The organism is Bacillus sp. FSL R9-9530 (assembly GCF_038008145.1).
GTDB lineage: Bacteria > Bacillota > Bacilli > Bacillales > Bacillaceae_G > Bacillus_A > Bacillus_A mycoides.
Window position 1 is genome coordinate 2555558 of the sequence record NZ_JBBOYO010000001.1, and the last position, 13642, is coordinate 2569199.

Here is a 13642-nt window from a genome sequence, read left to right on the forward strand (position 1 = left end):
TGGGAACGTTATGAAGTTATTAGAACAAATTGAAAAGTGGGCTGTAGAAACGCCTGATCAAACCGCTTTTGTTTGGCGAGATGCGAAAATTACGTACAAACAATTAAAGGAAGATTCTGATGCGTTAGCACATTGGATTTCTTCTGAGTATCCAGATGATCGTTCACCAATTATGGTTTATGGCCATATGCAACCTGAAATGATTATTAACTTTTTAGGTTGTGTAAAAGCTGGACATGCTTACATTCCTGTAGATTTATCTATCCCAGCTGATCGCGTACAACGTATCGCTGAAAATTCTGGTGCGAAATTACTTTTATCAGGAACTGAAGTAACTGTAACTGATTTACCAGTTCGCATTGTAAGTGAAGACAACTTAAAAGATATTTTCTTTACTCATAAAGGGAACATTCCAAATCCTGAACATGCGGTAAAAGGTGATGAGAACTTCTACATTATTTACACATCAGGAAGTACAGGTAATCCGAAAGGGGTTCAGATTACTTATAACTGTCTTGTTAGCTTTACAAAATGGGCTGTAGAAGATTTCAACTTACAAACAGGGCAAGTATTCTTAAATCAAGCACCTTTCTCATTCGATTTATCTGTAATGGATATTTACCCATCGTTAGTAACAGGTGGTACACTTTGGGCAATCGATAAAGATATGATTGCACGTCCAAAAGACTTGTTTGCTTCTTTAGAGCAATCGGATATACAAGTATGGACTTCGACACCATCTTTCGCAGAAATGTGTTTAATGGAAGCCTCTTTCTCTGAAAGTATGCTACCAAACATGAAAACATTCTTATTCTGCGGTGAAGTGTTACCAAATGAAGTAGCTAGAAAATTAATTGAGCGTTTCCCGAAAGCAGCAATTATGAATACGTACGGTCCAACAGAAGCTACTGTTGCTGTAACAGGCATTCACGTTACAGAAGAAGTGCTTGATCAATACAAATCACTTCCAGTTGGCTACTGTAAATCAGACTGTCGCCTTCTTATTATGAAAGAAGATGGTACAATTGCACCTGACGGTGAAAAAGGTGAAATCGTAATTGTCGGTCCAAGCGTAAGCGTTGGCTATTTAGGAAGCCCTGAATTAACAGAAAAAGTATTTACCATGATTGATGGTGAGCGTGCCTATAAAACAGGTGATGCTGGCTATGTAGAAAATGGTCTTCTATTCTATAATGGTCGTCTTGATTTCCAAATTAAGCTTCATGGTTATCGAATGGAATTAGAAGAAATCGAACATCATCTTCGCGCGTGTTCTTACGTAGAAGGTGCAGTTGTTGTTCCAATTAAAAAAGGTGAAAAATATGATTACTTATTAGCGGTTGTTGTTCCTGGAGAGCATTCGTTTGAAAAAGAATTCAAATTAACATCTGCAATCAAAAAAGAACTCAATGAGCGATTACCAAATTACATGATTCCACGTAAATTCATGTATCACTCTTCTATTCCAATGACACCAAATGGAAAGGTAGATCGCAAAAAATTATTGAGTGAGGTTACAGCATGACCGCATATGGATCATTTTATTTTTTCGCTATAGTAGGCATTTTATTAATACCTACTATCATAGCTGGATTAAAAGGTAAAATGTTGCGTAAATATAATGCCGTTTTAACATTAGTAATGCTCGTTATTATCTTCTCTGATAAACCGAAGCAAGCAATCATGTTAGCCGCATTTATTATTTGGCAATATGCCCTTATTAAAGGCTATTTAATTTTAAGAAAACAAAATAATAGTACATTCACGTTTTGTATAGCTGTTATTTTATCGATTTTACCGCTTATTTTGGCAAAAATCGCACCGTTTGTACCTGAATTGCATTTTATTGTTTTCGCAGGTATGTCTTACGTAACATTTAGAGCTGTACAGATGGTCTTTGAAGTTCGTGATAATTTAATTAAAGAACTTTCCTTCTTTAATTTCTGGGAATTCGTTTTATTCTTCCCTGCGATTTCAAGTGGACCTATCGATCGTTACCGTAGATTCCAAAAAGATATTCAAAAGCCGCCTAGTGCTGAGGAATATCAAAAGTTACTATATACAGGGATTAACCGTATTTTCCAAGGTTTTCTGTATAAATTTATAATCGCGCACTTGATAACAACATATCTTGTAAAGGCAGTATTCGCCAATCAAGATACACTTTTATCTAATGTGATTTTTATGTACGCTACTAGCATGCAGTTATTCTTTGACTTTGCAGGTTATAGTGCATTCGTAATTGGTATCAGTTACATGATGGGAATTAAAACTCCAGAAAACTTTAATAAGCCATTCCTTAGTCGTAACATTAAAGACTTCTGGAACCGCTGGCATATGAGTTTATCATTCTGGTTCCGTGATTTTATTTACATGCGTTTCGTCTTTTTTGCAACGAAGAAAAAGTTAATTAAGAACCGTTACACAATTTCGTATATCGGTGCATTTTTAAACTTTTTCATTATGGGAATTTGGCACATCCAAGGAAGCGCTGTTGCGCAATATGTTATTTATGGTCTATATCATGCCGCACTGTTTATTTTATTCGATATTTTCGAACGAAAAAACAAGAAGCATAAGTTTTGGCCAAACAATAAATTTACACACGTCCTTGCGATTGTAATTACGTTCCACGTTGTATGTTTCGGTTTCCTGATCTTCTCTGGACACCTTAACAGATACTTTTAATGCACCCTTCTTATACTATTAAGAAGTTGCACATATAATATATTTCGGATATAAAGGAGATTTTAAAAATGGCAGAATTCAAAGAGCAAGTATTAGATATTTTAGAAGAAGTATGTGAAAACGATATTGTGAAAGAAAACTTAGATGTTCAATTATTTGAAGAAGGTATTCTTGATTCTTTCGCTGTAGTATCTTTATTAGTAGAATTCCAAGAGCGTTTAGAGATTGAAGTTTCTATTTCTGATTTTGACCGCGATGAGTGGGCTACACCAAATATGGTTATTAAAAAGTTAGAAGAAATCCGATGAACAAAGTGAAATTTGGTCCGATGCTTTTAGCATTGGCCCTTTTTGCTGTATTCTTACTTATTCCTACGCGCTTCCTACTCCCACTTTTAAGTGATGAGAAAGTAGAACAAGCTGCGACTTCTTTAAAAGAAGAAAAGATTCAAAGTATGATTTTACAGCAAAAGATGTTAGCAGACCCGAAATATCTTCCGATGTACGGTTCATCGGAATTCGCACGTATGGATGCTTTCCATCCATCGAATTATTTCAAAGTAAAGCCTGAAGGATTCACACCATTCCTACTTGGGCGCGGTGGAACACAAGACCTTGTACATGTATTAAACTTCACATCTACAATGGATCAATTGAAAGATAAGAAAATGATATTCGTTCTTTCTCCGCAATGGTTTGTACCACAAGGTATTGATGAGACACACTTTGCACCTAACTTTTCAAAACAACAAGGTTACCACTTCATTTTCAACGATGATTTAAAACCTGAAATGAAAAAACAAATTGCAAAACGCTTATTAAACTTTGAGATTGTTAAAAAAGAAACTTTATTAAAAATTTCGCTTGAAGGTATCGCCTACGATGATACAAAGTATAAAGTAAAAGCACTTGCTGCTAAACCTTTCGCTTATATTTATCGTAACATTCTAGATCGTAAAGATTTATTTACAGTTATGTTTAATATTAAGCCGCATAAAGAACAGCTTGATCCATCATTGAAACAAATGAACTGGGAAGAAGCTCGTAAGCATGCTGATCAAACAGGTGCAGTAGAATCAAGCTCCAACGAATATGGTATCGAAGATGATTACTTCAATAGCAAAATTAAGAAGAAATTAAAACAACGTGAAGGTTACTTAAAAAATGATGCTTATGACCAATCACCAGAATATGAAGATTTACAAATTGTACTTGATTTATTAAAACAATCTGGCGCAAAACCGCTCTTCATTTCTGTTCCTGTAAAAGGTCCTTGGTATGATTACGCTGGCTTCCCGAAAGAAAAACGCGAATTATACTACAATAAAGTTCATGAGCAAATTAAGCAAGCTGGCTATCCAATTGCTGATTTCTCAAATCATGAATATGATAAGTACTTCTTAAAAGATCATATGCACTTAGGTTGGAAAGGCTGGGTTTACATCGACGAAGCTATCCAACAATTTTATAAAGCAAACTAACGAAAAGACCGCTTGAATTATTCAAGTGGTCTTTTTTTATATACATCTTGTAATTGTTCAATTACGTTCTCTGCTTCTTTCATGACACGTTTCACTACGTGCTGAGCTGATTCCGTTCGCGCTAATGATGATGCTTGTCCCGCCCAAAGCGACATATACTCTTCCTTATTTTGCTTCGCTGCTTCTTGACGTATTTTTGAAGTTAATACGTTTTGCACTGGATACATTGGTAAATTCTCTTCTCTTCCTTCATGTTTCTCTATAAATTCATTACGAATACCCCGTGCATATTTCCCGGAAAACGCACGGGTTACCGTTGTACTCGTATCTGTACTATGTAAAATCGCCTCTTTATACACGTCATGCGTAATACTTTCTTCACTCGTTAAAAAGGCTGATCCCATTTGAACAGCTTCTGCCCCTAACGCAAATGCCGCAACAAGCCCTTGCCCATTCATTACACCACCTGCTGCAACAATCGGGATATGAGGTACTTCCGCTACTAATTGCGGGATTAATGCAAATGTACCAATCATCGCATCTTGTTCTTTCCCAATAAACGTTCCTCTATGCCCTCCTGCCTCGCTACCTTGCCCGACAATAATATCTACCCCTAACTTAGCAAGTGCTTTCGCTTCCGCTACATGGGTAGCTGTTCCGATAACTTTTATCCCTTCCTTTTTCAAATCATCTATTTCTTCTTTTTCTAACGTTTGAAATGCAAAACTAACGACTGGTACCTTTTCCTCTAATAATACTTGTAATTGTTCTTTATAGCTTTTTGGAAGTTTTAAAGCCTTTTCTTCCTCTATACCTAATTCTCTATTCACTCCACTAAGTAATACTTTCGCCTCGTTTACCTTCTCTTCTTCTATCTGTATCTCTTTCGTTAAAAGTAAATTAACACCGAAAGGCTTATTTGTTAGTTCCCTTATTTTATAAATCGCTTCACGGATTTGTTCTGGGCTCATATACCCTGCTCCAAGCGTACCTAATCCTCCGCTATTACTCACAGCTGCAACAAGTTCTGACGTTGTAATCGCTCCTGCCATACCTGCTTGAATGATCGGATACTTAATTTGTAATATATCTATTACTCGACTTGTAAACATCATTTTCCCTCCTACTTTCCCTATACCTTCTTTATATGACATGCTTTCCCCTTCTTTTACAAGGATTGAACTTTCGCTCAAGCGAATATATTGAAAGAGAAGGAGGCTGAGAACAATGATTTATCCAAATGCGTTGCAAAAAGGTGATACAGTAATGGTTATTGCACCGTCTGGTCCACCAACACTTGAGAATATATTAAAAGGTGTGAACGTATTACAAGAGATGGGATTATCCGTAATAATTGGAAAGAGTGTTTATGAAAAATATGGATATTTAGCTGGAAGTGATCAAGTTCGTCTTGATGATATACATGAAGCATTTACAAATACTGAGGTCAAAGCAGTCTTTTGTGCACGAGGTGGTTACGGCAGCGCTCGTCTCCTCCCTTACATTCAATATGAAATCATTCAACGGAATCCAAAGATTTTTTGGGGATATAGCGATATTACGGCTTTACATACTGCCTTTTCACGTTATGCGGAGCTGGTTACTTTTCATGGTCCAATGATTGAAGAATTAGGAAAAGGTATAGATTCTCTCTCCTTATCTTCTTTCAATCAACTATTCCATCCGTATTCATCTATCTTATATGCATCAGAATGTATCGTACCTACCTCTCCATGTACAGTTACAGGCACATTAGTTGGAGGGAATTTAACTGTGTTAACAAGTATAATTGGCTCGCCCTATGAGATAAATACGTCAAATAAACTTTTATTGCTTGAAGATATTGGTGAAGAACCGTACCGCATTGACCGGATGTTAAATCAACTACTTTTATCTGGACAGTTTAATGAATGCAGCGGCGTTATTTTTACAAGTTGTCACGACTGCAACCCTTCTAAGCCATCTCAATCATTGCAAACAATATTATATGAATATTTCACGCCATATAATATACCTGTGTTATTCGGTTTACCGATTGGACATATAAGTCCAAATATCGGTATTCCCCTCGGAGCTACAGCAACAATAAATACAACTAACAAAACTGTTTCTATTTCTTCTGGTATAGCCACTCCATGTTCAAATTAAAAAGGAAAAGCTGCTAAGCTTTTCCTTTTACTTATAATAATTAAAGATTCGTCCTGATGCTATCTCTGCAATTTCTTCTGGAATAAATGTTTTACTCATATCTGTTCCAACATTTAATACAGCTGTCGCATCTTTCTCGATGCTACCCAATAATTCTTTTCCACGTATCGTAATAAGGGGTGTACCTTCTGGCAACACATCTTTTACAAATTTCAATTGTGTAAAGAACGGAACGATCCATCTACCCTCTCCTTGGAAATGACGCAAACGAAGTGTTCCTTCCGTTGCCCCGTCTTCTGCTTCAAGTGAACCAGCAACATAAAACTCCGTTGTTAAGAGCAATTCATAAAATTCCTTTTGCTTTTGTTTATCATCTCCTGCTAAAACGAGTACTTCTTCTATTTTCTTTACTGGAATTTGCTCCATATGATGCCACCCCTATTTTCAAAATGATTATACTTAGATTATACGAAATATTCTTATTTTTTTCTACATAATTCCACAATTATTTTCTTAAAATAATTTTAAAACACCTTCAGTCGTAACGATTTTGGCAAATTCATCATGTAAGTTTACAAGTGTCATATTGTGAATGTCCTCTGCACTATACTCTGTCCCGTCCAGACCTTTACGATTGAATGTAGCCGTCGCATCGCTCACTAAATACGTTGTAAGCCCTAAATTACCTGCCATCCGTGTTGTAGTCTCCACACAATGATTTGTTGTTAATCCTACAATCACTACCGTATTACAATTTTGTTCTCTTAATTGTTCTTCCAAATTTGTCCCAATGAACGCGCTATTAACGGATTTCTGGATAATTATTTCATCTGGCATCGGTTGCACTTCTTCTTTAAAGTTTACCGTTTCCACATGTTGATAAAACATCGATTGAACATTTTCTTTATTTACATGTTGAATATGAAAAACTGGTAGTTTTCTTTTTCTCCATTCTTCTAACAAACTTTTCATATTTTCTTCCGCCAAAAGGTTATTCCTCACGCCCCAGTATGGTAAGTTGAATGCTTCCTGTACATCAATGATTATAAGTGCTGCTTGATTAAGCATAATATCCTCCTAATTAATTGGGCTGTAATTGAAACAGAAAACCAAGTTGCTGCGAAGCAGTAATAAAACAAATATAGGCACAAAGCTCTACAATTTCTTTTTCAGTCCAATATTGTTTTAATATATGAAACATATTATCATCTATCGCCTTTTGGTCATGAACAAATGCATGCGCAAAAGTAACGGCTACGCTAATTTCTTCTATTTTTTGTATATCATCCGGCTTTCCCTTTGCCATACAGTACGGACATTCATTCCCAAACGCTAATGTTCTTCTTACTTGCTCCTTTAACTCTACGGAAAGGGCCCCTGTACTATACAGTGTATTCTCTAACGTACTCCACGAATTTAATATATCTGGATTATGACCTAATAATTTTTGAAACTTTGTATCTCCTACATTTGATAATGTAATTCTCTCCATCATTTCCCCTCCTATTTCCTTCTTTTTTATTGTAAAATAAATAAAGTTCACTTTACATTTCATATGAATCTTAATTTTAAATTTTGCTTTACAAAAATTATCATTTTACTGGAGGTATATTTACAAATGCAATTAGACCGTGTTGATCGAAAAATTTTAAATGAATTATATAATGATAGCCGCCTTTCGATGCGTGAATTAGCAAAACGAGTAAACTTATCGGCTCCGTCTACTACAGAACGTGTACGTAAACTTGAAAGTGAGGGGATTATTCAAAAATACACAATCGATATCAATTATAAAAAAGCAGGACTTGTTTTAGATTGTATTTTAGAAATCACTTTAAAAAATGGTGATACAACACGTATGCAACAGTTTATTCAGTCTTATCCATCTGCAAGTTTTTGTTACCGAGTAACAGGAAGCTTATGCTACATTGTAAAAATCTCTGTTCCTTCACTCGTTGAACTTGAAGAATTTATCAATGATGTTTCTTCATATGCAACGACAGTTTCTCATATCGTATTATCAGAAGTAGCTCTTACTCCGGACATTGAACATATATTCCCAGAAGTTTAATTCATCTTTATTCACAAAAAGAGTAAAAACCCCTTACATTAAGAATAAAAATGATATATCATGTATTAAAATACATAAAGTTCGAGAAAGGGGCTTTACATTGAAAATCTGGTTTTATGAAAAAACGGCACAATTAGATGACTTGCTTGGTATTTGGGACAATGTTCCGACCATCCCTCGAATTGGTGAAAAAGTTGAACTTCTAAAAACCGTTCGGATCGTTACAGATATTAAATATGTAAAGAACGGTAATAATTTTCGTGTAGAGATTATTACAAATTAAAAAGTAGCTCTTTAGGAGCTACTTTTTAATTATCTATTATGCGCTTTCTTTATAACAATTTTATCTTCTTCTACAGAAACTGTTACATAATCATTTTCTTCTAACCGAAGCTTATTTACAGCTTCATCAGGTAGTTCTACAGCCATCAATCTATCTGTTACTATCACTTGGCTATATATTTCATTTTCTTCTGATGTATTCACTACTTTTTCTTCATTTATGAAACGAATCGGTGGCACACCAACTTCTTTTACTGTACGCCATTGGTTCCAAGTAAAAGGAATGAACCATAATAAACCGATAATCACAAGACCAATGCCGATCCATAAATTACTTTGTGCTTGTAATTCAGTAATCGAGATTGCGTCACTTCCATCTCCACCTACAAATTGCATACTCGTTGCAATCAAATTATTTAGAGCATGCACAGCAATATTCGTCCATATATTTTTTGTCTTTATGTATAGAAGGCACATAATAACACCGAACATGAAAGCACCGATAACATCAAAATGTCCTAGTCCAAAAATAAGAGAGGATATAATAACCGCTCGTTTAATCCCCCATTTGTACGCCATTCGCTGCAAGAAAAAACCTCTAAAAATAACCTCTTCCATTATTGGGGCTAATACACATGCTGAAATGAAAGTAAATATCGTCATGTATATGTTACTCGTATTAATTACATTTCCATCTTCTAACATGGTAACTAAGAAATTAGGTAAAGTATGTGCTAAAATATAAAATTGAATTTGGGATATACCGACTGCAAAAATCATTCCCATGATCGTTGCTAATACAATTAACCCCCAATGTAAACGTCCAGGCTTATCAAAAAAGCTTTTAAAAACAACATTATTTTTACTTGTTTTTAAATATAGCCACAATAGTGGAAATGCAAAAAATATTGATATTTGTGACAGTAACTCTATCGTATTGTCAGAAGCACCTGATAACCTTAATGGAATCATCGTCAGGAACATCCCTATAATCATCCATCCAAAAAAACTACGTAGCCTTATACGTGAAAATGCATGTTGCATATGGAACACCTCCAGAGATGATATAAAGTGAAACTTTATTCAGTATTTTATGGGTAGCCCTTCTCCACAAATGGCCGGATAACTAAATTATAATATGAATATAGTTGAAAATCTTCCTATTTTTCTCACTTTATTCCGAATAATATACGTATTAAATTATATAATAACGATCCTATTTGATATACCATATCAATGTTCTTCAACTTAGTTACAATTATGTTCCTAAGTAAATATGTATCTGCCACACTTAAAAGCTACATAAATCAAAAAAGCTGGTTAATAAAAATCCCCGTTAACACGGGGATTTTTTCGATTATAATACGTCACGTTTTTGGAATAATACACTTGATGCTACAAGTAATACAGCAAAGTATGCAACTACAAGTAATAATGAAGTTGTAAACGTAAATTCTGTAAATGGTGGTTCTACTCCGCCACTTACTAATTTATTGCTGTCGTACACACTTAAATTTAAATGCGAGAATACAACAAACTTTGCAACACCTTTAGCAAACATCATAAGCACCATTGTAATTGCACTTTGTAAGAAGAATAAGAACAACGAAATAATTAATGGTAATACAGAATTTCTAAATACATTAGCTAAGCAAAATGAAAGAGTTGCAAAGAAGAACGGTGAAAGTACTTGATATACAATGGACTTCATTACGATTCCTAACGTTACTCCTGTTTTACTACCATCCATTACAATCCCGCCAATAATCATTGAGATTAACGTGCTAGCAAATATGATAAATAATATAGTAAGTAACACTGTAATATATTTAGAGAACAAAACTGTAATTCGTTTTCTCGGACGGATTAATAACTGCTTAATTGTACCTTTTTGGAACTCATCAGTAATTGTACGAGACGCAATCGTAATTCCAAAAATTGTTGCAAATAAGGTAATTAAACCAATCTCTGAACTTACAAAATCTAAATATGATCCTTTAAACTCATTTCCTCCTCCCCATTTCAGCATCGCTAAAACTCCCAAAATCTCCAATGCTGCAATTACACCTATTAAAATGTACATACCTTTTTTCGCATGTAACTTTAAAAATTCATTTTGAATTAATTTAAACATTACGCTTTCACTCCCCCTGTAATCGCTAAGAACTCATCCTCTAACGTTTTATTTTGAACAGTAACACCATATACGAGTACATCAGCATTCACTAACTGTTTTACAATTTGCGGAATCTCTTCTTTCATTACAGATGCCACAGCTACATTTCCTTGTACTTTACCTTTAATAATTTCGTTCGCTTTTTGAACTTGATCTACTTCAAATGCAACTACAACTGTTTCATCATGCTTCGCTTGTTCATGTAAGTTATACTCTTGTACAAACTCACCTTGCTTTATAATAACTACACGATCACACATTAATTCAATTTCACTTAATAAATGACTTGATACAATGACTGCAATATTTTCTTCTTTCGCTAATCGTTGTAAATAATCACGAATTTGGCGAATACCAGCTGGATCTAATCCATTTGTCGGTTCATCTAAAATTAAGATTTTCGGCTGATGAAGTAACGCCTGCGCAATTCCTAAACGCTGTTTCATACCAAGTGAGTATGTTTTCACCTTTTTATGAATCGCATGCTCTAATTCAACAAGCTTTACAATTTCAGCGATGCGCTCTTTACTAATTGGGGTAATCGCCATGTTCGCAAAATGCTTTAAATTTTGCATTCCAGTCATATAATCATATAGCTCGGGATTTTCTACAATCGCTCCAATTTGCTCTAGCGCCTTTTCACGCTCTGTGCGAATACTATGACCACAAATTGTAATATCGCCTTCTGTCATAGAAATAAGACCTGTCATCATACGAATTGTCGTTGTCTTACCGCTACCGTTCGGGCCAAGGAATCCGTATACCTCTCCTTCTCGAACCTCAAATGATAAGCCCCGAATAATTTCTGTTCTACCGATTTTTTTTCGGACATTTTCTAATTTCACTACTACATTTCCCAATGATGATTCCTCCTTTAAACTTCTAGTTTTTTGTCGATGATGCGCCCTGTAACTACTAATAATATAATTGTTAATAAACAGTTAAAACATAGATTTAAAACTGTAATATCTGTACCAGAATAAAATGATGTATTTAAAAAGCCGTTTTGATCTATAAATCCAATATTATTTATGGCAAACACATACTTTTCTATTTGCTGAAAGATATATGTTATTCCCCCATTAAATGCGATAAAAACAACGAATAAGATTACGCAAACAATCTTACTCATCGATGATTTCACATTGAGTAGCTTCGTAATTACTATAATTAAATAAATAGAAACTAGCATATTAACAAAATCTAGTCCCCATAAGAAAATAGATAACATATGATGTAATATTCCATAATCATATAAACTATGGATTGCTTGCTGAACACCTAAATCTGTTTTTCCATTGTAAATATTTAAAGAAAAATAGTATAGAAAAATGATTCCTATTCCTAGCAAAATCATAAAGAGTAGTACACAAAATAAAACATTTGCACATATATACTTTTGTGCTGAAATAGAAGTACAACGTAGCATAGAGTTTTTTAGCATTTTTCGAAAAGACGATATACCTGTTAGAAGAATTGCGAATCCATTTATACCTAGTACGATAAAAAATATAATAATGATTATATCTTGCCTACCTGAAATTCTAGCTCCTGAAACTCCTTTCATATTAAATAAAAGAATTAATGAAACTGTAATAAATCCGAAGTAAATAATGGCTATTTTTCTCTTATTACAATTATACAGATAAAGAAAAAGCTGACTCATTTCTCATAGGCCTCCTTAAACAGCTCATGTACTGCTTTCCCCTTTTGAAATCTTAGTTCTTCCACATTTTCATGCAATATTATTTCTCCATCTTTCAAAAAGATTACTTCATCAAATATATTTTCGATTTCTCTTATTAAATGAGTTGATATAAGCAGCGTACAATCTTCATGATAAAATTTAAGGATTAGCTCAAGTACATGCTCCCTAGAAACGAGATCAATCCCGCCAAGCGGTTCATCCAGTACGTATAACTTCGCTTTTCGAGAAAATGTTAAAATGATTTGCAGCTTCTCAATCATCCCTTTTGACAATGCTTTAATTTTTTCTTCTAACGGTATTTTAAATTCCGTAATCGTATCTACCGCTTTTTGAATATCGAAGTCTTTATAAAAATCTCGATAGAAAAATAAAGAATCTTTTACCGTCATCCAATCATCAAAGACTGGCTTATCAGACATAAATGAAACGATTTCTTTCGTCTCTAACCCTACTTTTTTACCGTTAATTACTATGCTGCCTTCAGAAGGATGCTGCAATCCTGCAATCATTTTTAATAACGTCGTTTTCCCGCTTCCGTTATCTCCAACAAGCCCAACGATTTTTCCTTCTGTAATCTCTATGTTTAACTCACGGATCACTGCTTTTAATCCGTACCGCTTCCATAGATTTTCTATTTTTAATAACTCTGTCATTCGCTCTCCTCCCTTTTCTCATGTAATGAAGAACGAAGGATTGTAAAAATTTCTTCTTCTGAAAAACCTAAATTGTCCATTCCATTTATGAAAGAATGAAGTAATTCTTTCGCCATATCTTTTCGCAGCTCCATAATTTTCTCCCCTTCATTCGTTACATATCGCCCCATTCCTCTACGTGTTACAACAACTCCATCCCGTTCTAGTTCTTGAAATGTGCGTTGAATCGTATTTGGATTTACTTGTAAATCACTCGCTAATTCACGTACGGAGGGAATTTTATCACCAGGCAATAAATGACCCGTTACAATTTCTTTCTTTATGTATTCCATTACCTGAATGTAAATTGGTGTATTTGGAGAAAACTCAATTTTCATTTCTCCCCTCCTGTCTTAGTGTGTTAGTTAAATAGTACACTAAGACAAATTACATGTAA

General features: G+C 34.5%; 17 protein-coding genes. 7 read left to right on the forward strand and 10 right to left on the reverse strand.

Annotated elements, in window-relative coordinates; all coding sequences use genetic code 11:
- Window positions 1-10: 10 nt before the first annotated feature.
- From dltA to dltD, 4 genes are all read left to right on the forward strand, one after another.
- On the forward strand, window positions 11-1525 hold the full coding sequence (gene dltA / locus MKX66_RS12770) for a D-alanine--poly(phosphoribitol) ligase subunit DltA (RefSeq protein WP_002140951.1): 1515 nt from the start codon (window positions 11-13) through the stop codon (window positions 1523-1525).
- Complete coding sequence (gene dltB / locus MKX66_RS12775) at window positions 1522-2688, forward strand: D-alanyl-lipoteichoic acid biosynthesis protein DltB (protein WP_002126234.1); 1167 nt, start codon at window positions 1522-1524, stop codon at window positions 2686-2688. The genes dltA and dltB overlap by 4 nt, the downstream gene beginning before the upstream one ends.
- 68 nt (window positions 2689-2756) lie before the next feature.
- Window positions 2757-2996, forward strand: a complete 240-nt coding sequence (dltC, locus tag MKX66_RS12780) for a D-alanine--poly(phosphoribitol) ligase subunit DltC (protein ID WP_002011622.1) — start codon at window positions 2757-2759, stop codon at window positions 2994-2996.
- Window positions 2993-4168: a D-alanyl-lipoteichoic acid biosynthesis protein DltD gene (gene dltD / locus MKX66_RS12785; RefSeq protein ID WP_002126231.1), complete on the forward strand. Its 1176-nt coding sequence runs from the start codon at window positions 2993-2995 to the stop codon at window positions 4166-4168. Before dltC ends, dltD begins: the two co-directional genes overlap by 4 nt.
- Window positions 4169-4185: 17 nt before the next feature.
- Here the strand turns inward: dltD and MKX66_RS12790 are convergent, their stop codons facing one another.
- Window positions 4186-5322, reverse strand: coding sequence for an NAD(P)H-dependent flavin oxidoreductase (locus MKX66_RS12790; RefSeq protein WP_193652738.1), 1137 nt, complete (start codon window positions 5320-5322; stop codon window positions 4186-4188).
- Between the two features lie 73 nt (window positions 5323-5395).
- Between MKX66_RS12790 and MKX66_RS12795 the strand changes: the two genes are divergently transcribed.
- Entirely contained in the window at window positions 5396-6316 is a 921-nt protein-coding gene (locus tag MKX66_RS12795) for a S66 peptidase family protein (RefSeq protein WP_002011617.1), read from the forward strand.
- A gap of 27 nt (window positions 6317-6343) precedes the next feature.
- Here MKX66_RS12795 and MKX66_RS12800 read toward each other — a convergent pair whose 3' ends face one another.
- The 3 genes from MKX66_RS12800 to MKX66_RS12810 form a co-directional block, all read right to left on the reverse strand.
- A complete protein-coding gene (locus MKX66_RS12800; RefSeq protein WP_002011614.1) occupies window positions 6344-6742 on the reverse strand; it encodes an SseB family protein in 399 nt (132 codons plus the stop codon).
- An 87-nt stretch (window positions 6743-6829) separates the two neighbouring features.
- Complete coding sequence (locus tag MKX66_RS12805; RefSeq protein WP_016101497.1) at window positions 6830-7384, reverse strand: cysteine hydrolase family protein; 555 nt, start codon at window positions 7382-7384, stop codon at window positions 6830-6832.
- 13 nt (window positions 7385-7397) lie between these two features.
- On the reverse strand, window positions 7398-7811 hold the full coding sequence (locus tag MKX66_RS12810; RefSeq protein WP_170935223.1) for a carboxymuconolactone decarboxylase family protein: 414 nt from the start codon (window positions 7809-7811) through the stop codon (window positions 7398-7400).
- A 123-nt stretch (window positions 7812-7934) separates the two neighbouring features.
- On the opposite strand from MKX66_RS12810, the gene MKX66_RS12815 reads away from it, so the two are divergent.
- A complete protein-coding gene (locus MKX66_RS12815; RefSeq protein ID WP_002030598.1) occupies window positions 7935-8387 on the forward strand; it encodes an Lrp/AsnC family transcriptional regulator in 453 nt (150 codons plus the stop codon).
- Between the two features lie 100 nt (window positions 8388-8487).
- On the forward strand, window positions 8488-8670 hold the full coding sequence (locus tag MKX66_RS12820; RefSeq protein ID WP_000707108.1) for a DUF3913 family protein: 183 nt from the start codon (window positions 8488-8490) through the stop codon (window positions 8668-8670).
- Window positions 8671-8699: 29 nt separating this feature from the next.
- Here the strand turns inward: MKX66_RS12820 and MKX66_RS12825 are convergent, their stop codons facing one another.
- The 6 genes from MKX66_RS12825 to MKX66_RS12850 all read right to left on the reverse strand — a co-directional run bounded on the left by MKX66_RS12825 (window position 8700) and on the right by MKX66_RS12850 (window position 13583).
- Window positions 8700-9713 carry a CPBP family intramembrane glutamic endopeptidase gene (locus MKX66_RS12825; protein ID WP_002140948.1) on the reverse strand — a complete coding sequence of 338 codons (1014 nt, stop codon included), beginning with the start codon at window positions 9711-9713 and terminating at the stop codon, window positions 8700-8702.
- A 313-nt stretch (window positions 9714-10026) separates the two neighbouring features.
- Complete coding sequence (locus tag MKX66_RS12830) at window positions 10027-10803, reverse strand: ABC transporter permease (RefSeq protein ID WP_193652736.1); 777 nt, start codon at window positions 10801-10803, stop codon at window positions 10027-10029.
- Complete coding sequence (locus MKX66_RS12835; RefSeq protein ID WP_002030591.1) at window positions 10803-11705, reverse strand: ABC transporter ATP-binding protein; 903 nt, start codon at window positions 11703-11705, stop codon at window positions 10803-10805. Before MKX66_RS12835 ends, MKX66_RS12830 begins: the two co-directional genes overlap by 1 nt.
- Before the next feature lie 14 nt (window positions 11706-11719).
- Window positions 11720-12511, reverse strand: a complete 792-nt coding sequence (locus MKX66_RS12840; RefSeq protein ID WP_341086315.1) for an ABC transporter permease — start codon at window positions 12509-12511, stop codon at window positions 11720-11722.
- On the reverse strand, window positions 12508-13206 hold the full coding sequence (locus tag MKX66_RS12845; RefSeq protein ID WP_326997667.1) for an ABC transporter ATP-binding protein: 699 nt from the start codon (window positions 13204-13206) through the stop codon (window positions 12508-12510). Before MKX66_RS12845 ends, MKX66_RS12840 begins: the two co-directional genes overlap by 4 nt.
- Window positions 13203-13583, reverse strand: coding sequence for a GntR family transcriptional regulator (locus MKX66_RS12850; protein WP_341086318.1), 381 nt, complete (start codon window positions 13581-13583; stop codon window positions 13203-13205). The genes MKX66_RS12845 and MKX66_RS12850 overlap by 4 nt, the downstream gene beginning before the upstream one ends.
- Window positions 13584-13642 lie beyond the last annotated feature (59 nt).